Annotated in this window: 15 protein-coding genes and 1 pseudogene; 5 read left to right on the forward strand and 11 right to left on the reverse strand. The window is 71.7% G+C overall.

Annotated elements, in window-relative coordinates; all coding sequences use genetic code 11:
* Positions 1-225: 225 nt before the first annotated feature.
* Positions 226-663 carry a hypothetical protein gene (locus tag OHS81_RS33865; protein WP_328389655.1) on the forward strand — a complete coding sequence of 146 codons (438 nt, stop codon included), beginning with the start codon at positions 226-228 and terminating at the stop codon, positions 661-663.
* Between the two features lie 102 nt (positions 664-765).
* Positions 766-1,254, forward strand: coding sequence for a hypothetical protein (locus OHS81_RS33870; protein WP_328389656.1), 489 nt, complete (start codon positions 766-768; stop codon positions 1,252-1,254).
* Here OHS81_RS33870 and OHS81_RS33875 read toward each other — a convergent pair.
* Positions 1,194-2,186 carry a hypothetical protein gene (locus OHS81_RS33875; RefSeq protein ID WP_328389657.1) on the reverse strand — a complete coding sequence of 331 codons (993 nt, stop codon included), beginning with the start codon at positions 2,184-2,186 and terminating at the stop codon, positions 1,194-1,196. The two genes, OHS81_RS33870 and OHS81_RS33875, sit on opposite strands and share 61 nt — an antisense overlap.
* 157 nt (positions 2,187-2,343) lie before the next feature.
* Entirely contained in the window at positions 2,344-3,807 is a 1,464-nt protein-coding gene (locus OHS81_RS33880; RefSeq protein ID WP_328389658.1) for an amino acid permease, read from the reverse strand.
* A 768-nt stretch (positions 3,808-4,575) separates the two neighbouring features.
* Here OHS81_RS33880 and OHS81_RS33885 point away from each other — a divergent pair.
* Complete coding sequence (locus OHS81_RS33885; protein WP_328389660.1) at positions 4,576-5,979, forward strand: NAD-binding protein; 1,404 nt, start codon at positions 4,576-4,578, stop codon at positions 5,977-5,979.
* 152 nt (positions 5,980-6,131) lie between these two features.
* Here OHS81_RS33885 and OHS81_RS33890 read toward each other — a convergent pair whose 3' ends face one another.
* The 3 genes from OHS81_RS33890 to OHS81_RS33900 form a co-directional block, all read right to left on the reverse strand.
* Entirely contained in the window at positions 6,132-8,609 is a 2,478-nt protein-coding gene (locus OHS81_RS33890) for a SpoIIE family protein phosphatase (RefSeq protein WP_328389662.1), read from the reverse strand.
* Positions 8,610-8,830: 221 nt separating this feature from the next.
* Entirely contained in the window at positions 8,831-10,462 is a 1,632-nt protein-coding gene (locus tag OHS81_RS33895; protein WP_328389664.1) for a helix-turn-helix domain-containing protein, read from the reverse strand.
* Between the two features lie 284 nt (positions 10,463-10,746).
* On the reverse strand, positions 10,747-11,946 hold the full coding sequence (locus OHS81_RS33900) for an acyltransferase family protein (RefSeq protein WP_328389666.1): 1,200 nt from the start codon (positions 11,944-11,946) through the stop codon (positions 10,747-10,749).
* A gap of 930 nt (positions 11,947-12,876) precedes the next feature.
* Between OHS81_RS33900 and OHS81_RS33905 the strand changes: the two genes are divergently transcribed.
* Positions 12,877-13,710 (forward strand): undecaprenyl-diphosphate phosphatase, encoded by an 834-nt coding sequence (locus OHS81_RS33905; protein ID WP_328389668.1) that lies wholly within the window; start codon positions 12,877-12,879, stop codon positions 13,708-13,710.
* 488 nt (positions 13,711-14,198) lie between these two features.
* Entirely contained in the window at positions 14,199-15,536 is a 1,338-nt protein-coding gene (locus OHS81_RS33910; protein ID WP_328389670.1) for a DUF5685 family protein, read from the forward strand.
* Positions 15,537-15,678: 142 nt separating this feature from the next.
* Here OHS81_RS33910 and OHS81_RS33915 read toward each other — a convergent pair.
* The 6 genes and pseudogenes from OHS81_RS33915 to OHS81_RS33940 all read right to left on the reverse strand — a co-directional run.
* A pseudogene (locus tag OHS81_RS33915) lies at positions 15,679-15,789 on the reverse strand (IS5/IS1182 family transposase); the annotation flags it as partial.
* Between the two features lie 54 nt (positions 15,790-15,843).
* The gene (locus OHS81_RS33920; protein ID WP_328389672.1) at positions 15,844-16,467 is read right to left on the reverse strand and encodes a DedA family protein; all 624 of its coding nucleotides are present in this window, start codon (positions 16,465-16,467) and stop codon (positions 15,844-15,846) included.
* 1,063 nt (positions 16,468-17,530) lie between these two features.
* On the reverse strand, positions 17,531-18,790 hold the full coding sequence (locus OHS81_RS33925; protein ID WP_328389674.1) for an MFS transporter: 1,260 nt from the start codon (positions 18,788-18,790) through the stop codon (positions 17,531-17,533).
* Positions 18,787-19,926, reverse strand: a complete 1,140-nt coding sequence (locus tag OHS81_RS33930) for a PLP-dependent cysteine synthase family protein (RefSeq protein ID WP_328389676.1) — start codon at positions 19,924-19,926, stop codon at positions 18,787-18,789. The genes OHS81_RS33925 and OHS81_RS33930 overlap by 4 nt, the downstream gene beginning before the upstream one ends.
* A gap of 1,350 nt (positions 19,927-21,276) precedes the next feature.
* Positions 21,277-22,104, reverse strand: a complete 828-nt coding sequence (locus OHS81_RS33935) for a hypothetical protein (protein ID WP_328389678.1) — start codon at positions 22,102-22,104, stop codon at positions 21,277-21,279.
* Positions 22,104-23,375: a VWA domain-containing protein gene (locus tag OHS81_RS33940; RefSeq protein WP_328389680.1), complete on the reverse strand. Its 1,272-nt coding sequence runs from the start codon at positions 23,373-23,375 to the stop codon at positions 22,104-22,106. Before OHS81_RS33940 ends, OHS81_RS33935 begins: the two co-directional genes overlap by 1 nt.
* Positions 23,376-23,518: the final 143 nt, after the last annotated feature.

The raw sequence follows: 23,518 nt of genomic DNA on the forward strand, positions 1-23,518 counted from the left end.
CGGGGCCCGCGGTCCGCCGGCGCCCCGGAGTCCGCGTCGTGCGGCGTCACCGGGGCGGGTCCGGAACCGGCCGGAGCGGGCCGCTCAGCCGGGAGGCAGGTGTGCGAAGTCCGCGTGTGCGATGACATAGCCGGATCGAGTGGTTTTATGGTCTCTTGCGGCGTATCGCGAGTGTCCCTTCCGCTTCCAGGGGATCCCCTCTTCGAAGAAGGGTGGGAGAGGCGCATGCGCGACACCGTCGGCACCGGCCGCTTTGCGGCAACCGGTGGCTGGCGTGTGCTGGTGTGCGTCGCGCTGCTGGCGTTACTGCACACCGCACTCACCACCGGCTGCTCCCATGGACCGGCCTCCGATGCCCATGGCTGCCCTCCGCACGCCGGCGCCCCCGCCGTGCCGGGCGCGGCCGAGCGGACCTGCGTCACGGCGGGGCCGCTGTCGGCGGCCACCGGCGGCGGAAAGCATCCCGGCAGCGGCGTCCGCCGCCTGTGCGACGCCTCGGCCTGCCATCTGCGCCATCAGGTCCCCACCGGGGCCGGTGGCAAGGCGCTCGGGCACTCTCCGGTCGCGCAGCTCCTCACCGCGTCGAAGGACGCCTCTTCCGGGGCCGCCGTCACGGCCGCTGCCCCCGCATCGCCACCACGCGCGCTCGTCCTGCGCTGCTGAGCCGGCCCGGCCGCATCACCCACCCCACCCCGTCACGGGGCCATGGGGCGATCGCGGTCTGCCGTCATCCGTTCTCGGCACTTCCACCGCAGGAGATGTGGCATGCCCCTCGATGTCTATGCCGCTCTCGGCGCGCTCGTCCGCGCCGAGGCCCGACGCACCAAGCCGGTACCCGCGCCCACCCCCGCCGACCACGCCGCGAAGCAGCAGCCGAGCACCCCGGTGCCTCCGCCGGCCGAACCGCCCGCCGAGCCATCGGCCGAACCGCCCGCCGACCTGTCGGCCGAACCGCCCGCCGACCTGTCGGCCGAGTCGCCCGCCGAGGCGCCCCCCGAGCCGCCGGCCGCCGCCACCGCGGCCCCGTCCTCGGCCCGGAAGAGTCTGCTCCTGAGGATGATTCACCGGCTGACCGCGTTCTTCGGCCGGCGGCGGCGTACTGGATCAGGGGCGGAAGGGCCACGCCGCCCGGTGCGCGGTCCGGGCCCCGACGGTCCGGGCGCCGACCGTCCGGGCGCCGACCGTCCGGAGTGTCACCGACGCCGGGACGGGGCGCGCCCCGCGGAACCGCCGTCGGGGTCGCCGCTCGCGTAGCGGCCGTGGAAGTGCGTATACCGCTCCAGCGGGTCGCCGTCCATGCTCCACGGCCAGAGGGTCGCCACCCCTCCGGTGGCCCGCAGCGCGGTCCCGGCCTCGGTCGTCCGGCCGGCTTTGATCAGGGCGTAGGCCAGCAGGTTGAGGTCGGCCAGGGCCGTCGCGTGCCGGAGGAACCCCGGGCCCGGCCAATAGTGCGCGGCCTGGTCGAGAGCCCGGGCGGCATCGGGGCGCCGCCAGATCTCGCCGGCGCCCAGAGCCGTCATGCCGCCCTCGGCGACCGCTCGCTGGTGGCTGATGGCGAGCGAGGTGAGTTCCAGACCGGCGGCGGGGGCATCGGGCGGCATCAGGGAGCGGACACCGTCGAGCAGGTCCAGCACCAGGGCGCTGGAGCCGCACTCGTCCGGCGAGAGATAGCCCAGGGCCTGCAGATGCGCCTCGCGGTTCCAGGGATCGCGGGCCTTGATCTCGCGCCAGATCGCTGCCAGCTCCGTGGAGGGACGCTGCTCCACGCGGAGAGTGGCCAGGTGCACCGTCCACGGGGTGGGGTCGGCGGGCAGCAGCTCGGCGGCGAGCCGGCAGGTCTCGCGGGTGGCGTGCAGGTCGACGGAGGAGTCCTGCTGCCGGGCGTGGAGCAGGTCCGACCAGGCGTGGAGCAGCAGCGCGCCATGGTCCTTCGGGCTGTGCTGGCGCCAGATGCCGGGCAGCGACCGGCCCGCCGACCCGGCGAGCACCCCCAGGCGGTGGGCCTTGCGGTCCCAGTCCTCGCCGGCTTCGTTGATCGCATCCGCCATCAGCGCCATGACGGCGGTGTCCAGCGAACCGCGGGACCAGCAGGTCTCGACGCGTCGCCGGACCCGCCCCAGGGTCACATCGTCGAGCTCGGGGACGAGGCGGGGAAGGCTGCCTTTGCGGCGTCTGAACGCGGGCATGTCTTTCGGCGGCCTTCCGGTGGTGGGCTCGTAGGCGGGGAGAGGAAAGGTGCGTGCGTAGCAGGCTAGTGGCACCGCTGTGCCGTACGGGCGGCGGGTGCGGGGCACACCGCCGACCGTACGGCACAGCGTTCGGTGGCCGTACGGCCACCCTCGGCTAACGGGAGGTGACGGCCGCCTTCTCGGCGGCACGGGCGCCGAGCCGGTCGCGGACCAGCGACACCCCGACCACCAGCACGGCGAGGAGCACCGACAGCAGCACCTGGATCCGGCCGCCGCCCTCGCTGTCGTCGGTGAGCATGTAGACCAGCACGAACGAGATCATCGCGATCGTCGCCCAGGTCAGGTACGGGAACAGCCACATCCGGACGACCAGCTTCTCGGGGTTCTCGCGCAGGATGATCCCGCGCATCCGCAGCTGCGAGAAGCAGATGACCAGCCAGACGAAGAGCGCGACCGCGCCCGAGGAGTTCAGCAGGAACTGGAAGACGGTGTCCGGCCACAGGTAGTTGAAGCCGACGGCGATGAAGCCGAAGAGGACGGAGGCGAGGATCGCGGCCTGCGGCACGCCCCGCGAGTTCGTCCGGGCGAAGGCCTTCGGGGCGTCGCCGCGCTGGCCGAGCGAGAAGGCCATCCGGGAGGCGGTGTAGAGGCCGGAGTTCAGACAGGAGAGCACGGCCGTCAGCACGATGACGTTCATGATCTGGCCGGCGTGCGGGATGCCGATGGAGTCGAGGGCCGCGACGTACGAGCCCTTCTTGGCTATCGAGGGGTCGTTCCACGGCAGCAGGGAGACGATCACGAGGATCGAGCCGAGGTAGAAGATGCCGACTCGCCAGATGACGCTCTTGGTGGCCTTGGTGACCGCGCGCTCCGGGTCCTCGGACTCACCGGCGGCGAGGGTGACGATCTCGCTGCCCATGAAGGAGAAGACGACCATCAGGACGCCGGTGAGGATGGCGCTGGGCCCGTTCGGCAGGAAGCCGCCGTGTGACGTCAGGTTGCTGAAGCCGGTGGCCGCGTTGTCGGAGCCGGGCAGGACGCCGAATATCGCCAGGCCGCCGAGGACGATGAAGGCCGCGATGGCGACGACCTTGATGCCCGCGAACCAGAACTCGAACTCGCCGAAGGAGGCGACCGAGGCGAGGTTGGTGGCGGTGAGGACGAACATCACGATCAGCGCCCAGGCCCACTGCGGGACGGCCGGGACCCAGCTGGTGAGGATGGCCGCACCGGCGGTCGCCTCCACGGCGAGCACCACGACCCAGAAGAACCAGTACAGCCAGCCGATGGAGAAACCGGCCCAGCGGCCCAGCGCCCGGTCCGCGTAGGCGGAGAAGGAACCGGAGGTCGGGTTGGCGGCCGCCATCTCGCCGAGCATCCGCATCACGAACACGACCAGCGCGCCGACCAGGGCGTATGACAGCAGGATGCCGGGGCCGGCGGCGGCGATGCCGGAGGCGGAGCCCACGAAGAGACCGGCACCGATGACCCCACCCACGGCGATCATGGACAGATGGCGGTTCTTGAGGCCCGACTGCAGGCCTGACTGCTGCGGGGCCTGCCCGTGCCCCGGGGGAGCGGGCGGAGCGGCCACGGGGTTGGGGGGAGATGTAGTCATCTTCGACATCCATTGAGGGTTGGAGGGGTCATGCACGTGGTGACTGCTGGGATCGCCTCGGTGGCCGGATGCACGACAGGGCCGGGTGCCCTCAGGCGGCGATCGTGGCCCTGACGTAGTGCGAAGGCGCGACGAGCGGGCCGTGGCCTTCGGATGCCCTGCGCGGGTGGGGAGCGCTGACCGCCCCTCCGCGCTGGGGCCCCCTCCTTGTGGGAGGTGAGCCGCATCACGTCCGGATTGGGATTTGCGTAAGCGTATGTGGCGGTGCGCGGCGGCGTATTTGTGAGAGGGGACAAATTCCCCTGCGAGAGCTGTACGGCAGGCCAATGAAGATTGGCGGGAAAGGGGCTCGCGCTCCGGGGCTATGGGTGGTGAGCGGTCTTCGCCGGCCGCTCACCTCGCCCCTGGGGCCGGCCGCCGCGACGTCCGCTGGTGCGGGCGGACAACACCTCCGGCGAACCCTTGGTCAGCGGGACAGATGCCTCGGGCCGCGGGCGCCCTAGCGTGAGTTCGGCCCTTCCGACGGCCGACGAGCAAGGGGACTCCATGGCCACCCTTCCCTCCGCCCGACAGACCCGTACCGCCCCGCCGCACGCTGTGCCCGCCACCCCATCAGTGGGGGGCGACGGCAGCGGGTCGGGGGACGTAACGCCGGGTGAACCACGCGGTGACGCTCCTGCGGGGGAGCCGCCGGAGCACCGGGCGGGACCCGAGCGTCCGAGGTCCGAGGCCGAAGGCGAAACCGAGGACGAGGCCGAAGAGCCCGGGATGGATCAGGCCACGGGCCCGGCGGGCCAGGCCCCCGGGACCGTGGTGATCGGGGCGACGACGCTGGCGCGCCGGGTCTGCGCCTCCCTGGAGGAGAGCGGACACCCGGTCGACCACCTCGCCGCACCGGACGACCAGGACCTGCGCCGGGCGCTCGCCGCACGGCCGGCCGGGGTGGCTGTCCTCGTGGGCGACGACTTGTCCGCACTGCGCTATGCGCTCGCGGTACGCCACGTCTGCGACACCGTCCGGATCGTGGTCACCGTCTTCGACCGCACCGTGGCGCAACAGCTCCGGTTGCTGCTGCGCCACTGTGTGCCGGTCTCGCCCGCCGACCTCCTGGCGCCGACGCTGGCCGGACTGTGTGTGGACCCCGACGCCCTGGCCGTATGGGACGACGGGCACGGTGCGGTGGCGGTCCGCCGGCCCGGGGAACAGCTGGTGGAGACGGCGTGGCGGGCGAGCACGGGCGCCCGGCGGCGCGCGCTGCTCGGGCGGCTGCGGGGGCAGTTGCAGCCGCATGACGCGGACGCCCGCCTGCTGCTCATCGGGCTGCTGGGGATCGTCGCGGTACTGGCCGCGGACTGGATGTGGCTGGTCGCCGTGTTCCACCAGCCGGTCAGCACCGCCTTCCTGGAAGCCGCCCGGGTCGTCGCCGGCGTGGGACCTGCCGCGCCGCATCCCGGCCATCCCGTGTACGAGGTGGTCTCCGCCGTGGCGATGCTGGTGACGGTGGGATTCACCGCGCTGCTGACCGCGGGCATCGTCGACCGGCTGTTCGGCCCCCGGCTGGTCGGCGTCCTGGGGCCGCGGGTGCTGCCCCGGGCCGGTCACGTCATCGTGGTGGGGCTGGGGCAGGTGGGGCTGCGGCTGTGTCAGACGCTGCGCCGGCTGGGGGTGCCCGTCATCGGTGTCGAGCGCGAGCCCACCGCCCCGAATCTGCGCCTCGCCCGGTCGATGGGGATACCCGTGGTGCTGGCGCACGGCGAGGACCGTGCGGTGCTGGCGCGGCTCGGACTGGCGCGGGCACGGGCGCTCGCCGCCGTCGGCTCCCACGAACTGGACAACATCGCCGTCGCGGTCGCCGCCCACGGTGTGGCACCGGACATCCGGGTGGTGCTGCGGGCCGGGGAGGACGAGGCGATCGCGGAGACCCGCTCGCTGCTGCCTCTCGGGCTGACCCGCGATATCACCAGGACCAGCGCGGCCTTCGTGGCCGCCCATCTCACGGCCTGCCCGTCCGGTGCCGCGCCCCGACGTGTCGTGGCCGATGCCGACTGCGACTATGTCGACCTGCCGGGGCGCGGTCTCGTCGGCCGGCCCGTCGCGGCCGGGGACGGCTGCGGCCATGTCTGTGGCGAGGGCGAACGGGCCCCGGCCCGTAGCGTGCCCGGGCCGGGGTGAGGCGCGGCACCCCGGCCGCGCTCCGCCCGGTCGTGTCCTGAGGTGTCCGGGCCGGTCGCGTTCCCGGGCGCCCCGCCCGTTCGCGTCCCTGAGGCTGAGCCCGGCCCGGTCCTCCGGCGATCCGGCCCGGTCCTCCGGCGATCCGGGCCGGCTCAGCCTTCCTCGACGGAGGATCCGGCCTCGGACGGCATGCTCAGCTCGGTCCAGATGATCTTGCCGGTGGGGGTGTAGCGGGTGCCCCAGCGCCGGGTGACCTGCGCGACGATGAACAGCCCGCGCCCGCCCTCGTCGGTGGTCCGGGCATGGCGCAGACGCGGCGAGGTGCTGCTGGCGTCGGAGACCTCGCAGATCAGGGCGTCCTGCCGGATCAGGCGCAGCGTGATCGGCCCGGTGCCGTGGCGGATGGCGTTGGTGACCAGTTCGCTGACGATCAGCTCCGTGGTGAACTGCAGGTCGTCCATGCCCCACTCGGACAGCTGCCGGCCGGCGAGAGCGCGGGCGCTGCCGACCACAGCCGGATCGGTGGGCAGGTCCCAGGAGGCGACCTGGTGCGCGTCCAGGGCGTGGGTCCGAGCCAGGAGGAGCGCGGCGTCATCGGACGGCGGCCCGGTCATCAGCGCCTTGACCACATTTCCGCCGATGTCCTTCAGCGTCTGCCCGGGCAGCGCGAGGGCGTTGCTCAGCCGGGACAGCCCGACGCCGATGTCCCGGTCGCAGGTCTCGATCAGTCCGTTGGTGTAGAGCGCGATCAGACTGCCCTCGGCCAGCTCCAGTTCGACGGACTCGAAGGGCAGCGTCCCGAGGCCGAGCGGCGGTCCTGCGGGCAGGTCGAGGCAGTCGACGGCGCCGTCAGGGCCGACGACCAACGGTGGCAGATGGCTGGCGCGCGCCATGCTGCACCGCCTGCTGACCGGGTCGTACACGGCGTACAGGCAGGTGGCCCCCATGAACGTCGAGGACACGCTCGGGTCCCCGGCGTCCGCCGCCGGGTCGGTGCCCTGCGTCTTCACCAGGCCGATGACCAGGTCGTCCAGCCGGGCCAGCAGTTCATCGGGCGGCAGATCCAGGTTGGCCAGGGTGCGTACGGCGGTACGCAGCCGCCCCATCGTGGCCGCGGCGTTGATGCCGTGCCCGACCACATCCCCGACGACCAGGGCGACCCGCGCCCCGGACAGCGGAATCACATCGAACCAGTCGCCGCCCACTCCGCTCGGGGCGTCCGCGGGGAAGTACCACGACGCCACCTCCAGGGCGGATCCGCCGGTCAGTTCGTGCGGCAGCAGGTTCTGCTGCATCACCCGGGCCGCGGCGCGCTCGCGGGTGAAGCGGCGCGCATTGTCGACACACACCGCCGCCCGGGCGACCAGCTCCTCGGCGAGCCGGACGTCGTCCGCCACGAAGGGCCCCAGACGGCGGGAGCGGAAGAACGTCGCCGCGCCCAGGGTGATGCCCCGGGCCTTGACCGGCGCCACCATCACCGAGCGGAAACCGAAGGCACGGATCACCGCGGCCCGCACCGGGTCCTCGGTGACCCAGGAGCTGGTGGCGAAGTCCAGTACCGGCTCCACGAGGGATTCGCCTTTGAGCAGACAGCGCGCGATGGGCGACGAGGGGGAACGCTGAACGGTTTCCCCCACGGCCAGCCCGGCCTCCGGGCAGCCCTCGTGCACCGACTGCTGGCCGGAACGGCGCATGGTGGGGGTGTTGTCGACCGGTCCGGGAACCGGCTCGGCGCCCCGCAGAACCGAATCCAGCAGGTCGACGGCGACGAAGTCGGCGAGCGCCGGCACGGCGACATCGGCCAGTTCCTGTGCGGTCCGGGTGACATCCAGCGTGCTGCCGATCCGCACGCTGGCGTCGTTCAGCAGCGCCAGGCGTTCCTGCGCCCGCCAGCGCTCGGTGACGTCGATGACCATGTACCACAGGCCGATGCGCCGGCCCTGGGGGTCCTCCAGCCCGAAGAACGACGCCGAGTAGGCGCGCTCCTGGCTCGGGTCCGCGTAAGTGGGGCTGCGGAATTCGTAGTCCATCACCGGTGCCCCGGTCTTCAGGACCCGCCGCATCCGCTCCTCGAACGCCTCGGCCTCCAGCTTCGGCAACACCTCCGCCACCCGCTTTCCCAGCCGCCGGTCGAGCGGGATCAGGCGCTCCAGTACCTCGTTGACCCAGACGTACCGCAGACCGGTGTCCAGCACCGCCATGCCGACCGGTGCACGCGCCAGGAACGGTTCCAGCATCAGCTGGTTCACTCCGCCGCCCGGCATCCGCCACTCCTCCAGCGCGAGGACGGACCACCGTTCGTGGCCGGTGCGGTCGAGAAGCGGCGTGACCTGCACCGCCAGCTGCAGATCCCGGCCGCCGCGGTGACGGGCCGCGACCGACCCGCCCCAGCCGTCCCCCGAGCGGCACCACCGGGCCACGGCGGCCACCCGCGCCGCGTCGCCGGGTAGCGCCAGCAGCTCTGCCGCGGGACGGTGCAGGATCTCCTCGGAGGGATAGCCGAGCAGCCGCTCCGCCGCCCGGGTCCACGCGATGACCCGCCCCTGTGCGTCCAGTTCGGCCGTCGCCGCCTTCGCCATGTGCCATGCACGGCCCGACCCGCCCGGCACGGTATTTTCCGAGGTCATCATCGCCAGCCTGTCAGCTCAATGGAGCGATATCGCCCAGTTTAGGAGAATTGTGGACTAGCGGCGGTTTGTGTGATCCGAGGGACGGGACGACCGCGGCTCGGCCGTCGTGCTCGGACGTGGTGCTCGGCCGTCGTGCTCGGACGTGGTGCTCGGACGTGGTGGTCAGGCGTGGTGCTCGGGTGTCGTGCTCGCCTGTCGCGCTCGGCCGTATCTGCCCGTGCTCAGGGAGTGGGCGGCAGCCGCAGCTGGAGCATCGCCAGCAGTCGCTGATCCGGGCGGCTGAGGTCGAGGCCGGTCAGCTCCTCGGCACGGCGGATCCGGTAGCGCAGCGTGTTGGGGTGCACATGCAGCTCGGTGGCGGCGGCCCGTACATCGCCGAAGGCGTTCAGGTAGGCGAGGACCGACTCGGCCAACTGCCCCTGGCTCCGGCTGTCGTGAGTGACCAAGGCGGTCAGCCGGGGGTCGCGCATCTCCGGGTGCGCGGAGAGCAGCGTCAGCACCTCGCTGACCAGCACCTCGGCCTGGATGTCCGGCAGCGCGGCGACCGTGGTGGCGACGCCGGCGCTCACCATCGCGTCGAGGATCCGGTCCGCCTCCCGCCGTGATTCGGGAACCTCCCCGAGCCCCGGCACGATGCAGCCGATGGAACCGCGCAACGACATGCCCAGATGCCGGCGCGCGGCCTCGGCGATCGCCTGCCCCCAGCCGCGCAGCGTGCCGGTGTCGATGCTGCGAGGCAGCTGCGGCAGCAGCACATAAATCCGCGCATCGGCCTGGGTGACCAGGGCGCTGCGGTGCCGGGCCGCGGTGTGCACCGAGATCAGGTTGCTGACCTCGGAGCGGGTCAGCTCCGGCGGGGTGGCCTCCGCGGTCCCGTACGAGAAGCCCAGGACGGCGGCCGGGCGGGCCGCGTCCAGGGCGAGGTGGTTCGCCAGCGGCTGGGGGCCGGTGCTGCCCTCCAGCAGTCCGGCCGCCAGTGTCCGGGTCAGCGTCAGGTCCGCGGAGAGCTCCCGGCGGCGCCGTACGAGGTGGAGAGCGGCGACCCGGGCCGCACCCAGCAACGCCTGGTCCGAGTGCTCGGTCAGGGGTGCCGAGCCCTCCTGCACCCAGATGGTGCCCAGCTGCCGCTCTCCGGACCGGATGGCCACCGCGAGCCGTCGGCGGATCCCCAGCTCGGGGTGGCTGTCGATACAGATCACCTCGTCGGAGGCGCGCAGCCGCTGGAAGACGCCCCACTTCCGCAGCCGCGCCAGATACGCCTCCGGACCCTGCCAGCCCAGGATGGACAGCCGCCGCAGGTCGTCGACCTCGTCGGAGTCGGTGGAGCGGGAGTAGGCCAGCACGCGGTTGGCGGTGTCCTCGATGCTGACGATGCCACCGGTGAGAACGGCGGTGGTCTGGGCGAGCGAGAAGAGATCGCCTTCCTCGTGCCCCTCGCCGGGGCGCCCCTGCGGCACACTCTCCAACGCCGCGCGGACCAGCGCATCCACCTGCTCCCAGCGCGCCTCACTCCGGACGGACAGCAGCGCGATGCCCGCCTCGACGGCGGTCGCGCTGAGCGCCGCGGCCTGTCCGGGAGTGTCCAGCTTGACCGCGACGGCGGCGGCGCCGTCACGCCCGCCGGCCCGCAGCGCGGGGAATGCGGCGCGGCCGCGGGCGCCTATGGCGAGCACCAGCTCGCCGGGGTGGGTGATCGGCGGATCCTCGGGGTCCAGCAGCGCGACGCTGCGGATTTCTACGTCCAGCCCGGCGGGCGCGGCCTGCAGCTCCACCAGCGGCTCACCCAGCGACATCAGCAGTTGGCGCAGGCTGATCCCGGTCGGGGGTGCCGAGGCCGCCGCGGCCGGCTCCATGGCCGGCGCCTCTGCTGGATCCGGGTGGCCTGGGCTCATGGGGCTGCTGGCCATCTTGCAGGCACTTCCGATCACGTCACATCAAGCATTCGGTCGGCCCTGAGGTGAGCCACCACCGCACGTATGAGCTACGCCAACAGTACTGATGCTATCCGCCGGGGTCATCGGGGCCATCGGGGCCATCGGGGCCATGGGGGCATCGGGGGCGCAGGGGCCGCGGGGGCCACCGGAGCTCCGGGCTCCCCCCCCTCACCCCCTCACCCCCTCACCCCCCCCATCCCTCGTCAGGTCGTACGGCCCTGTGGGGCGCCGGGCGAGGGCTCCTTCCTGAAGGCCCACGTCATCTTCGGCTCCATGACGAAGCGCAGGGCCCGCTGGACCGGTGGGGTGCACAGCAACGTCACGATCACACTGGCGAGGAGCGTGACGGCGAGGGCGCCCCACGGGGTGTGGATCCAGTCGGCGTCGTACCAGTCCCACCAGCGGGAGGCCTTGGCGAGGAATCCGTGCAGCAGGTAACCGTAGAGCGTGCCGGCGCCCAGTACGGTGCACCAGGTCCGGCGGCCGGGCACCCAGGCCAGGAAGCAGGCCGTGAGGACCAACGAGCAGCCGAACATGGCCAGTTGCATCAGGACACCGCACCACCACGGCACCCCCAGATGCTGTGCGCTGTCGGTGTGGTAGAACCATGCGTCGTTCATGCGCGGCACGGCCCAGTAGGCGAAGGCCAGTGCGGCCACGAGGACGGGCACCGCGGCGATCCGCGCCGCCCGGCGGCGCACGAGCTGGAAGTGCTCCGGTTTCAGGCACATGCCCAGGACGAAGAACGGCAGGAATTGCAGGACCCGCTGCAGGTCCAGGCCGCTGCCGAGATCCGGGGAAACCGAGGCCGCCAGGGCGATCGCCAGGGCCAGGGGCACCGGCCACCGGACGATCCGCCACAGCGGGGCGGTGAGCCGCCAGAGGAACAGGGCGACCAGGAACCAGGTGAGGAACCACGGGTCCGTCAGGTCGACCGAGAAGTCCGGCAGGTCGCCGGCCCAGTACCGGAACGCCGCGTAGGCCGTCTGGAAGACGATGTACGGGACGGCGACGCCGGTGACCAGCCGCTGCAGCTGGTTCCGCCGCATATCGAAACTACGGGAGAAGTAGCCGGATATGACGGTGAAGGCGGGCATGTGGAACGCGTAGACGAAGATATAGAGCGCGGCCGCACTCCGGCTGCCGGCGTACAGCGGTTCCCAGGCGTGGCCCAGTGCCACCAGCACGATCGCCAGGTATTTGGCGTTGTCGAAGTACGCGTCGCGGTGCTTCGCCGGGGGCGGTGGCGCCGGCTCGCCCTGGATGCCGTCCGGGGCGCCGGCAAGGGAGCGGGCGGCCGGGGAGTGGCCGGGGACGGCGGTCCGCTCGGCGGTGGCCGGCCGCTCGTTGTCCTGCAGGGCGGAGGCCGAGGCGGCGGAGGAGGAGTGGGAGAGCGAGGTCACGACACGGCCTCCCAGCGGTCGGTCGGCCGCCGGGAGCTTCTTGCCGTGGTGGTGGGGGCGATCACTGTGACGCTCGTGGCAAGCGGCATCCTGACTCCTCATGTGTGCTGGTGGGGGACGGGTGGAGGACCCTACCGGTGCCGGGTGGCGCTCCTGGTGTGAGCCGGCGGGGCCCGGTGCCCCACAATGCTGTGGGGACTTTCGACTCGTGATGCGCCCGCGGATCGGGAGGCGCGCCCACGGATCGGGCGATGCGCCTGCTCGGGAGGTGCGCCCGCGGGCCGGGAGGTGTGCCCGCAGGCCGACGGTGCGCCTGCGTCTCGGCCATGGGACGGTTCCCCCCTCCTGGTCGTCTACAGTGTTGTAGACCATCTGGCACTCTAGACACCGGGGCGCGCGGGACGCATCCCGACCCATCACGGGAGGGGCTGACGACATGGCGCGGTGCCCGGGTGCCCGTCCTTGTGTACGTCGCCGGTCATGGGCACCGTTCATCCGTACCGAATCCCGGCGGCCATCCGCCACCCGGGCCCGCCACCATGGCCGTTGCTCTCCCGGTCCCGTTCGCGTCGGCCTCGTTCCCACCTGCCTCGTGCGCACCGGTCCCGCTCACACCGGTCCCGTTCGCCGGCCGCACGCGCCGCCCCGCCCGCCCGCCGGGCCGCTGCCGCGCCCGCCCGCCGCGCCCTTCGCTTCGGCCCGACGGCACGACCACCAGTACAGTCGCCTCACCGACCGGTGCGCCGCGGCATACGTGGGTCCCGGTGACGCCGGAGGCATCCGCGGGACCCGCCCCGGCCGAACCGAGAGCACCGGCGAGGGTGCCGGTGCCCCCTCGCCCCCGCCGCGCGCCGGGCCGCAGGACCCCACGCCCACCGCACCACGGCGCACCCGCGCCGCATGTCCACCTCATCACCGGAAATGGATCCCATGAGCGCGATCAGCATCGGCCAAGCCGTCGTCCTCGGAGCCGTCGAGGGGGTGACGGAATTCCTTCCGGTCTCCTCCACCGGGCACCTCAAGATCGCCGAAGGTCTGATGGGCATCCCCGTCAACGACAAGACCGTCGTCGCCTTCTCCGCGGTCATCCAGGTCGGCGCGATCGCCGCGGCGCTCGTCTACTTCTTCAAGGACATCGTGCGCATCGTGGGTGCGTGGTTCCGCGGGCTGCGCAATCGCGAGGAGCGCTACCACCACGACTACAAGTTCGCCTGGTGGGTGATCTACGCCACCATCCCGATCGTCGTCGTCGGCCTGGCCGCCAAGCCCCTGATCGAAGGCCCGCTCGCCTCCCTGTGGGTGGTGGCCGGGTCGCTGATCATCGGCAGCGGGGTGATGTGGGCGGCGGACCAGATGGGCCGCCACAAGCGCGGTGAGGACGACACCTCGCTCAGGGACGCCATGTGGGTCGGCTGCTCCCAGATCCTCGCCCTCCTCTTCCCGGGCTTCTCCCGCTCCGGCGCGACGATGTCGACCGCCCTCATCCTCGACCTGGAGCGCGTCGCGGCCACCCGCCTCTCCTTCTTCCTGGGCATCCCGGCCCTCACCGGAGCCGGCATCTACGAGCTGAAGGACGCCATCGGCGCCGGCGCCGCCGTTGCGCCCCTGGCCATCGGCACCGTCGTCTCCTTCGCCGTCGCCTACGCCTCCATCTCCTGGCTGCTGAAGTTCGTGGCCAAGCACTCCTTCAACTCCTTCGTGATCTACCGGATCCTCGTCGGCGCGCTCCTCTTCGGCCTGCTGGGCATGGGCGTCCTTTCCTGACGACCGCCGCGGGTTCCGGCGCGGGTCCCGGTGGGGCGCCGATCGCCTCCCGCCGGAACCGGCGGGCCGCGGCAGGGCGGAGCACCTGGGGCGGGACCCGCCGCCCGGCGGCCTGTCCGCCGGCCCGGGGCGATCCGGCGCGCGAACGGTTGAACGCTCCCGGGATGCAGTCCGTACAAAGGGGTGTGCCGCGGGATTTTCCCCGATTCCCGGCCCGGCCCGGCCTTCCTGTGGACCTGGGCCCCGCGGCCGCTCCGCCGGTGTTTCCCCTGGCACCGCGGAGCGGCCGCCTTCACCGCCGCGCGCGCCGCCCCGGATCGTTCGACGACCGCGCCGCCGCCCCCCACCCGACGGGACATCAGATTCCACCCGGCTCCGCATGGGGTGTGTGTCCAGGTCAGCGGCACACTCGGTACGATTCCTGCCGCTGCCGGCCCGCGCCGACCTGAGGCCGGTTTATGCCGACGTCTTACGGGGGTTACTTCCACATGTTCGGAATCGTCAGGCCCTGCACCCATCGCCTGTCGCAAGGCCTCAAAGCGGAGTGGATGGCCCATCTGTGCGGTCTCTGCCTCGCGCTGCGGGGCGACCACGGGCAGTTCGCCCGGGTCGTCACGAACTACGACGGGCTGATCGTCTCCGTGCTGACAGATGCCCAGTCCGGCCCCGCGCAGACCCGCCGCCGTACCGCGGGGCCCTGCCCGCTGCGGGGTATGCGGACCGCATCGGTGGCGCAGGGGGAGGGCGCGCGCCTCGCGGCATCGGTGTCCCTCGTGCTCGCCTCGGCGAAGATACGCGACCATGTCGCCGACGGGAACGGAGCGTTGCGCCGCCGGCCCGTCGCCGCCGCCGCGCGCAAGGTGGCCGCGGGATGGGACCGGGCGGGGGCGCGCACCGGCGCCACCCTCGGCTTCGACACCGCCGTACTCGTCGACGCGGTCGACCGGCAGCTGGGCATTGAGGAGCTGGCCGGGCCCGGGACACCGCTGACGTTCATCACCGAACCGACCGAGACGGCGACCGCCGCGGCCTTCGCGCACACCGCGGTGCTCGCGGGCCGGCCGGGCAACGCCGCGCCGCTGGCCGAGGCCGGCCGGTTCTTCGGGCGGCTGGCCCATCTCCTCGACGCCGTGGAGGACCGTGCGGCGGACGCCGCCGAGGGCGCCTGGAACCCGCTCGCCGCCACGGGCGCCACCCTCGCACAGGCCCGCAGGCTGTGTGACGACGCGCTGCACGGCATCCGTCTCGCGCTGCGCGACGTGGAGTTCGCCGACTCCGCCCTGGTGCATGTGCTGCTGGTCCACGAACTGCGCCGCTCGGTGGACCGCGCCTTCGGCACGGCTTCCTGCTCCCACCAGGGGCACGGAGCGACGGGGCCGTACGACGGCCAGGGCCAGAACCCGTACCGAAACGGCGGGCCCTCCCCGTACGGACAGCCTCCGCAGAACGGGCAGCCGCCCCAGTACGGCCAGGCGCCGGCCGGCGGCGGCCCGTACGCCCACGGGCAGCAGCATCTGAACGGACCTCAGAACCCGTACAGCGGCGGTCCGGTGGGCCCCGGCGGTCCGACCGGCGGCCACGGCGGCTCCGGCGGCGGCGAGGGCGGGCTGCCGCACTTCCCGCAGCAGCCGAAGAAGCCCCGCGGCTTCCTCGCCGGCTGTGCAGCCGCCATCGGACTGTGCTGCACCTGCAAGCTCTGCTGCGCGGAGGAGTACGAGGGGCCGTGGTCGCGCAAGAAGCGCGAGGGGTGCTGCCAGAACTGCGATTGCTGCGACGGTTGCAGCTGCTGTGAGTGCTGCGAATGTTGCAGTTGCTGCGACTGCTGAATCGCTGACGGTTCCGGACGTCCGCCGGGTGGGTCGGGAAGGTCAAGGGCGACTTCACCGGCCCGCTCTGCGCGTCCGTCCGGCACGCCGGGCGGGACGCAGCCTGGGTCGCGGACCGACCCGCCGAGAGGAGCTCAACCAGGACCGGGATCAATGTGCCGTCCACGATCCACACCCGTTCCGCCGCGTCGGCGCAACGCGTTGCCGGCTTGAGAGAAGGGAGAGGACTCAGCCGCTGGATGACGTGACGCACAGGCCTCAACGCCCCACGCACACAAGGGAACACCACGCTCACGTCGTGCCGTCGTCAGCCGCTCTGCCGAGTCCGGTACCGGCGCAGGACCAACCAGGCCACGAGGGTCACGGCCGCCAGCCCTGCGACCACGGCCCAGCCGACTGCGCCGAAGCTGCCTGTCAGCCTCTCGGCTGAGGCGCCCGCCGCCGCCCCGCCGAAGACGTACAGCGCCGACCAGGTCGCGGCTCCCGCTAGAGAAGCGGGAAGAAAACGGGAATAACGCACCTTGGCTACTCCGGCTGCCGCCGGGGTCAGCGTCCGGATCACGGGCAGCAGACGGGTAAGAAAGACCGCCCATGCCCCATGACGGTGCAGTGCGGCCACGGCCCGGTCCCACTGCCGGTCCTCGATGCGACGCAGCAGCGCGACGGAACGCAGCCGGTCACCGTAGCGTCGGCCCAGCACATACCCCACGTGATCACCGCAGCTGGCAGCCAGCGCGACCACCACGAACAACCCAGCCAGCAGCGCCTTGCTGTCCACCGCCGCCCCCGCTATCAGCACCGCGGTCTCCCCCGGCACGGCGACGCCGACGCCCAGGCCTGATTCGGCCGCACTGAACGCCGCTGCTGCTCCCAACACCGCCGGCGCTGGAAGATCCTTCAAAGCTTCCATGGCCTGCGTGAACCATGACACGTGCTGCGCCCTCCCGACCTCTCGTTTCACTGCCCACTGGGGCACATCCAGTTCATCCCGGGGAGGGGAGGGAAACGGTCATCCATGGGATGAGTCGAGTCCATGACTCAGGTCGTACAAGCGGTTGCCGTGTCATTCCTCCAGAAGCGACCGGCGCACGCGGTTCGTATTGCTGTCGCCTGCTGATCAGCCCGTACCCGCCCGAAGTTTCCCGAGTACTACAGGGCCCCGAGGTGAAGGCCTGTCCCACTGCCCGGACGTTCCACGCAAGCTGCGGCGCGCACTGTTGATCACTCTGTGTGCGGGGGCCGCGTGGTGAGCCTGCTGGACGCGCTTCCTGACGACTTCACCCCACTGCCGAGGGGACCTCACGCGAAGAAGGCGCAGATGGGTCGAGCCGGTGCCGCCGGGCAGCAGCGAGACCATCAGATCGGCGTGCCGGGGGTCGGCGGCGGGTGAGCAGTTGTCGCACCGTCAGGGGCCGGTCGACGGGCAGGGTGTCGCGGCTCGGGCGGCGGCCGGAGTGCAGGGCGAGGACGGTGCCCGGGTCGGCGCCCAGGGCGCGGGCGGCCCGCTCGACGGCGGCCGGGCGTTGGCCGGCAGACAAGCCTCTGCCGCCGCACGATCAACATCGCAGCCAGGTGTGCCCCATCCGTGCCCTCCAGCCCGGTCAACACCGGTCACGAGGGGCACCACGAGCGCCCTTCGGGCGATCAAGGATCGTAGCGTCTTCCCAGGTCAGACGCCGCATGGCCGCCCCAGGGCCCGTGGATTCCCAAGCTCGGAGCGCGTCTCGCCGAGTCACTGCACCGCCCTGCCGGCGCCGTCAAGATCGCTACGGAATGATGCTGACTTTTCTGACGTGGCGTCAGACTTGAGGTCTGGATGTCTGGGCCCCATCCGGCCGCGCAGCGCAGCGCCCTCTGGCGGCGAATGGCCCCCGCGAAACAAGGCTTGCGGGGGCACGGAGATCGATTTCAGACCGTCCGGATCACAGACGCCTGCCCGATTCGGTGGCCGGTCTGGTCGAACCGCTGTTGAGCAGGAGTGCCTGGGCGTGTGCTCAGGCGGTAACGACGGCTGCTGGTTGCCTCGGGGTCAGGTGTCCGCTCCGGGCCAGTGCCGCGACAGAAGCGGCGCAGGTGAGTCCGGTGGCGCTGAGTGCGGACCAGGTCAGCCAGGCGATGTGGTGATGCTGGGCGAAGCCCCACAGTGCTCCGGTGGCGAGGTTGCCCAAGGTGATGCCCAGTCCGGAGACGGTGTTGTACAGCCCATAGTGGGTGGCGACCAGGCGGCCGCCGGAGAGGGCGACGACCGTGTCCATCTCGAAGGGGTAGACCACCGCGCTGCCCACGGCGAGCAGTACGACCGCTGTCACCAAGGAGACGAGGGTCATCGCTCTCGCTCCGGGCTGGGCGAGTGCGAGGGGCGCGAAGGCCAGCCCCATGGCCGCCAGTCCACGGAAAAGGGCTTCGTGCGGACTCCAGCGCCGCTTCGCCCAGCCGGTCAGGTGTAGTTGCCCGGCGACGGCGACAGCTGCGGAGACGACGAACAGCCCACTGGTGACCTTGGTCCCGTTGGCTCCCAGGGCCTCGTCGGCGGCGAGGGGGAGGGCCAGGTAGACCTGGAAGGTCAGTACGTAGGACCCGATCATCGCGGTCGAGAAGAGGAGAAAAGGGCGGTTGGACACGACGGTGCGCCATTGGGCCAGCACTCCGGCCGTCGCGTCATCCTTGTTCGCGGAGTCGCCGCGCCGGGCCGGCAGAGTGCGCCACTGCAACAGGGTGAGCACGGCGAAGATGGCAGCGGCTGCCGCGCACACCGCGCGGAAGTCGGCGGTCAGGAGGGCGAGGCCGACGAGCGGGCCGAGGAGCATGCCCCCCTGATAGAAGACGTTGAAGGTCGCGAAGGCGTCCACACGCCGGTCGCCCGCTTCGGCTGCCAGGTAGGCCCTCACGGCCGGGTTGAACAAGGCTCCGGCGAACCCGGTGGTCGCCGACGCGAGAACGAGGGCCGGGAGGTTATCGACCCAGCCGAGGACTCCGAAGCCGACCGTGCGCAGCAGGCAGCCGGCCATGATCGGGGCCTTGTAGCCGTACCGGTCGGCGATGGTGCCGCCGATGAGGAACATGCCCTGCTGGGAGAAGTTCCGCACGCCCAGGACGAGCCCGATGGCCCATGCGGCCAAGCCGAGGTCTCCGGACAGATGGGCAGCAAGGTAGGGCATGAGCATGTAGAACGCGAGGTTGATGGCGAACTGGTTGGCCATCAACAGGCGTACCGCGATGGGGAATGAACAGGTCTGCCGCCACACCGACTTCATCGGCTCACTCCTGCCGGCTGCTGCTCGCGCGTAGCGCCGAGCGGATCGGCGACGGTGGTGCATCGCGTCCAGCGGGTGACTGTCATCTCGCCGGGGTGAGTGATTTCCTGCGGTTCGAATGCCGGATCGTGGCCGAGGAGGCCGTGCTGCCGGCAGTACGTGTCGTCGAAGACCGTGCCGACGTAACGCTGGGGACCGTCGGGGAAGATTGCGACGATGTGCGACTCGGCCGGCATCCGGCCGGCCAGCCACCGGGCGACCAGGGCGACCGCGCCGACGCTCCAGCCGCCGGTGGCGTACCGGCACCGCGCGAGCGCACGGGCTGCCCACACCGACTCGGGGGCGGCGACCCAGTGCACCTCGTCGAAGAGGTCGTACGCGACATTGCCCGGGTAGATGCTGCTGCCGAGGCCGCGCATCAGTCGTGTCCCTGCGGGCTGTCCGAAGATGGTGGATCCGGTGGTATCGACTCCTACGATGTGGAGGCTGGGGAAGTAGCCGCGAAGCACTGCACCGATGCCGGCGGAGTGGCCCCCGGTACCGACGCTCACGACCAAGGCGTCGATACGGCCGAGTTGCGCCACGAGTTCATGGGCGAGCGGCCGGTACGCCGCCACGTTGTCCGGGTTGTGGTACTGGTCCGGGCACCAGGCACCCGGATGCACGGCTAGCAGCTCCTCGACCTGCTGACGGCGGGCTTGCTGCCAGCCGCCGACGGGGTGCGGGGCGTCGGCCATCTGGACGTCGGCCCCGTACGCGGTGAGCAGCCCTGACATCAGCGGTTCCATCCCGGGGTCTGTGACGACGGTGACCGGGTGGCCGTAGGTGACCCCGGCGAGGGCGAGCCCGAGGCCGAGGGTGCCGGAGGTGGACTCGATGATCGGGGCGCCGGGGAGCAAATCGCCCCTCTGGCGGGCGGATTGGACCATGTACAGCGCGGTCCGGTCCTTGATCCCACCGGGGTTGTGGCCCTCCAGCTTGGCCCAGAAGCCGCTCCCGCCTGCGGTGAACGGCTCCCCGACCCACAACACAGGTGTGTCGCCGACGAGACCGGCAGGCGTATGCAGGGGGCGTTTGGCGTCCGCGAGCAGCTGGGCCGGCGCGGCGGGGACGGTGGGTACGGCGAATTGGTTCATGGCGTGCTTCTCCCTCGGCCGGTGCGGTCATGCGGCGCCGGCCGGTCATGTGCGGGTGGAAGGAGGCAGAACTGACCGTGAGCCGGGAGGCGGCAGAGCTCCAGAAGGTGGCTCGCTCGCGCGGCTCAGGAACTGATCAGTTCTGCCACACGCCAAGCAGGGCTCGTTTGTGGCCATGTGCTGCGCCGACGGAGTCGTTGCCGACAGGCGGTCCCACCGCGGCCAAGTCGCCGGCGGACATGGTGGCGTCGAAGGGCTGAGGGGTTACGGTCGGCTGCTCGGGAGCCTCGATGCTCCGTGGGGCCTGGACGGAGGGCTCGTCAGCTCCGGAGCACTCGGCGGATCCGTGCCCACCATGACGTGGCGATTCACCGGCAGGGCCATCAGCGTTCTCCGTCTCCTGCGAGCAGGTGGAGGAAGCTGTCAGGAAGGCGTCGATACGGTCCGTTCCCGCTGGGGCCGGCCCGTGTGCGCAACCGAGCACATGGATCAGGGTTGCCAGAACAACGCAAAGAGCTGCCCTGCTCCACATCGCTGGGCGGTCGCTGCGGCACACTGCCAGAACCCTCACAAACGCGCATCGTAATGAAGCGAACACATAAAGTGCTTGTGAGGAACGTGTGCTCCGTGCCCGGTCACGTGGCTCCCACGTGGGGAATCCGCAGGAATTGCAAGGGCGGTATGGGGTTGGCGGCAGATGGCAGCGTGTACCACTCCGAGCGCGTCGATCGCCACATCGGGTGAATGGAGGGCATGGGCGGCTTCCTCACCGTGAACGTCCGGGTCCTCCTGGACGGTGAGGAGAGTCCGGACGGACACCGTGACGCTGGTTCAGTCAGCGTGACAGGGGTCAGGCTTAGCGCAGTCGGATTCGCAGCCGTCGCCTTCGGCGCGGCCATCGTGATCGGTGTGGTCATGGCCGGTGTGGCCGTGGCCTTCGGCTCCACTACAGACCGTGGACGCCTTCGCGGAGTGCTTCCCCTTATGGCATGGGGGTGCGTTCCCCGCGTGGGGCTGACCGGGGTGCGCTTCCTCGCAGTCCTGGTGCGCCGTCATCGTGCTGCTCCTTCGTCATCCGGCGGATGGGTCGGTAGGCAGGATGTGGTTGACCGGACATCCGGTGGTGGTCACTGCCCACGCCGCATACAAGGCGAGTACGGTCCAGGCCCAGCGGGTCACCGGGTGACCGTCGTGCAGGGGCGGCCCTCGGCCGCCCCTCGTACTTCCGGAGCACCGTCGCCGCCGGCATTCCGCACCTCACCGGCCGGGCCGCCTTGGCCGCGACCGGTGAACTCAACCTTTCGAGGTGAGGGGCGGCCACGGCCCTGCCATGGCCGCCCCCCGGGCCGGTCAGGCGCCCGGTGGCACCCGCGACGGGCGTCCCGAGCCCCCGGTGAAGCGGTAGCCGGCGATGCCGCCGAGGGCAGCGAGCAGTCCGCCCGCCGCGGTCCAGATCCAGCGGTCGGACCACCCGCCGGACGACCAGCCGCCGTCCGGCTCGCCCAGGGCGGCGGGCTTCCCCGGCGCGGCGCTCTCCCGGTCCTCGGGAGTGGCGGTGGAAGCGCCGGGTACCAGGGGAGCGGCGAGCGTGCCGTCCACGTCGTGGGCGCCGCCCCCGTCGGCGAGGGCGGCATCGACCTCGGCGTGTACCGGCAGACCGAGGTCGTCCTTGGGCAGGTCGACCACTGTCAGGCGTACGTAGTAGCTGCCCGGCAGGGGATCGTTCGCCCACGGTTCCGCCCAGGCGCGGACCGTGCGCAGCGTGCAGGACAGCTCGACGGAACCCGCATCCCGGGCCGCCGGCCTGGTCTGGGCGCCGTACTGGCACGCCTGACGGCGGCGCAGCCCGTCATAGACGTCGAGCTGCCAGGTGGCCGTGCCGTGCCGGGCGCTCTGCGGGAGGGTCACCTTGGCCTTGACGGTGGCGCGCTGCCCCGCGTCCACGGGCAGCACCCAGTAGAGGTAGTCGCCGGTGGACGCATCGGCCGTGGCCCGCTGGTCCGGTGTGATGGCGGTCGCCGTACGGAACGAGGTACCGGCCTCCGTCGGGGCCGGCGCCTCCCCGTCCGTGCTGGTGCTCGGACTGGGGGAGGGGCTGTCGGCGAAGACCGTTCCCGCCGTGCCGAAGAGGGCGGCGCCCGCCAGCACAGCGGTCGTCAGGGTGCGTAGGGTGCGCATCAGTTGGTCCTCCAGACGGTCACGCGCCAACGGGAGATCCAGCCCCACAGCAGGCCGGCGATCAGCCCGGTGAGGGCCAGCGAGACCAGCAGCCACCAGCCGTGTCCGAGGCCGAAGAAGGCCGCGTCGGAGGCGTCATCGGGCCCGTCCACCAGGTCGACGGTCAGCTCCACGGGCAGGCCCGGATCGGTCTTGACCGAGGCGGGCGCCGAGAAGGAGTTGCTGACCTGCAGACAGACGGTCTCCGCCGCGGATTCGTCGTCATCCGAGGAGGCGGACGAGGCCTTCGGGTAGCGCAGCCCGGAGGAGATCACATCCGTACGGCCGTCGCCGGCCTCCGCGCCGCGGACGATCTCCCTGCCGTGCACGGTCGAGGCCCGCAGCAGGACCCCGTAGTCGTTGTTGACCGCACGGTCGGCGGCGATGCTCACCGAGGCCCGCAGTTCCTGGCCGGGCCGCACGTCCACCTGGTACCAGCGGTGCTCGGCGAACTTCTCACGGTCGGTGTAGAGGCCGGGCTTGAGCTTCGGGGCACCGGCGCACTGCTGGGCCCCCTCGGTCGCCACCGGAGTGACCACCGGACGGGCGGCGCGGTCCACCAACTGGTGCACCCGGTCCCGGAGTTCCTTGGTGTGCTGTACCGAGGTGTAGGTTCCGCCGGTCGCCTCGGCGATACAGCTCAGCTGGTTGCGGGTCTTGGCGTCCGGCAGCAGCCCGAGGGTGTCGACGGTCAGGTGGATGCCCTTGGCGGCGATGTCCCGCGCCACCTGGCAGGGGTCGAGCGGGGCGCAGGTGTCCTCGCCGTCCGTGATGAGGACGATCCGGCGGGAGCCGTCGCCGCCCTTGAGGTCGTCGGCCGCGCCCAGCAGAGCCGGTCCGATGGGCGTCCAGCCGGTGGGGCTGAGCGTGGCCACCGCGGTCTTCGCCTCGGTCCGGTTCAGCGGCCCGACCGGGTAGAGCTGCCGGGTGTCCTTGCAGCCGACTTTCCGGTCCTCGCCGTGGTAGTTGGCGCCGAGGGTGCGTATGCCGAGCTGGACCTCGTCCGGCACGGCGTCCAGTACCTCGTTGAACGCCTGCTTCGCCGCGGCCATCCGGCTCTGGCCGTCGATGTCGCGTGCCCGCATCGAGCCGCTGACATCGAGCGTCAACTCGACTTTGGGGGAAGGCTTGGCGTCCGGTTCATCGGCGCCGGCAGGTGTGGGGGCGAGCGCGAGGGTCATCGCGGCCAGCAGGCCGCACACCCCGGCCGCCAGCCGTTTTCTTGTGATCATCGCCGGATCGTATGGAGAAAGTCCCGGCATTCCAAAAACGGCTCCTCAAATGCGGTGCGGACAAGGGGCGGTGGGGTGGTGGCCGGCCGTGCGGACCGGCGTCCGTTCTCCGTACGGCGGCGGGAAGGGGGGGTACGGAGCGC

It is taken from the genome of Streptomyces sp. NBC_00400 (genome assembly GCF_036048035.1).
GTDB lineage: Bacteria > Actinomycetota > Actinomycetes > Streptomycetales > Streptomycetaceae > Streptomyces.

Coding starts and splice junctions, on each gene's coding strand:
- OHS81_RS33865 (WP_328389655.1), top strand. CDS start 226: ATGCGCGACACCGTCGGCACCGGCCGCTTTGCGGCAACCGGTGGCTGG.
- OHS81_RS33870 (WP_328389656.1), top strand. CDS start 766: ATGCCCCTCGATGTCTATGCCGCTCTCGGCGCGCTCGTCCGCGCCGAG.
- OHS81_RS33875 (WP_328389657.1), bottom strand. CDS start 2,186: ATGCCCGCGTTCAGACGCCGCAAAGGCAGCCTTCCCCGCCTCGTCCCC.
- OHS81_RS33880 (WP_328389658.1), bottom strand. CDS start 3,807: ATGACTACATCTCCCCCCAACCCCGTGGCCGCTCCGCCCGCTCCCCCG.
- OHS81_RS33885 (WP_328389660.1), top strand. CDS start 4,576: ATGGATCAGGCCACGGGCCCGGCGGGCCAGGCCCCCGGGACCGTGGTG.
- OHS81_RS33890 (WP_328389662.1), bottom strand. CDS start 8,609: ATGATGACCTCGGAAAATACCGTGCCGGGCGGGTCGGGCCGTGCATGG.
- OHS81_RS33895 (WP_328389664.1), bottom strand. CDS start 10,462: ATGGAGCCGGCCGCGGCGGCCTCGGCACCCCCGACCGGGATCAGCCTG.
- OHS81_RS33905 (WP_328389668.1), top strand. CDS start 12,877: ATGAGCGCGATCAGCATCGGCCAAGCCGTCGTCCTCGGAGCCGTCGAG.
- OHS81_RS33910 (WP_328389670.1), top strand. CDS start 14,199: ATGTTCGGAATCGTCAGGCCCTGCACCCATCGCCTGTCGCAAGGCCTC.
- OHS81_RS33925 (WP_328389674.1), bottom strand. CDS start 18,790: ATGAAGTCGGTGTGGCGGCAGACCTGTTCATTCCCCATCGCGGTACGC.
- OHS81_RS33930 (WP_328389676.1), bottom strand. CDS start 19,926: ATGAACCAATTCGCCGTACCCACCGTCCCCGCCGCGCCGGCCCAGCTG.
- OHS81_RS33935 (WP_328389678.1), bottom strand. CDS start 22,104: ATGCGCACCCTACGCACCCTGACGACCGCTGTGCTGGCGGGCGCCGCC.
- OHS81_RS33940 (WP_328389680.1), bottom strand. CDS start 23,375: ATGATCACAAGAAAACGGCTGGCGGCCGGGGTGTGCGGCCTGCTGGCC.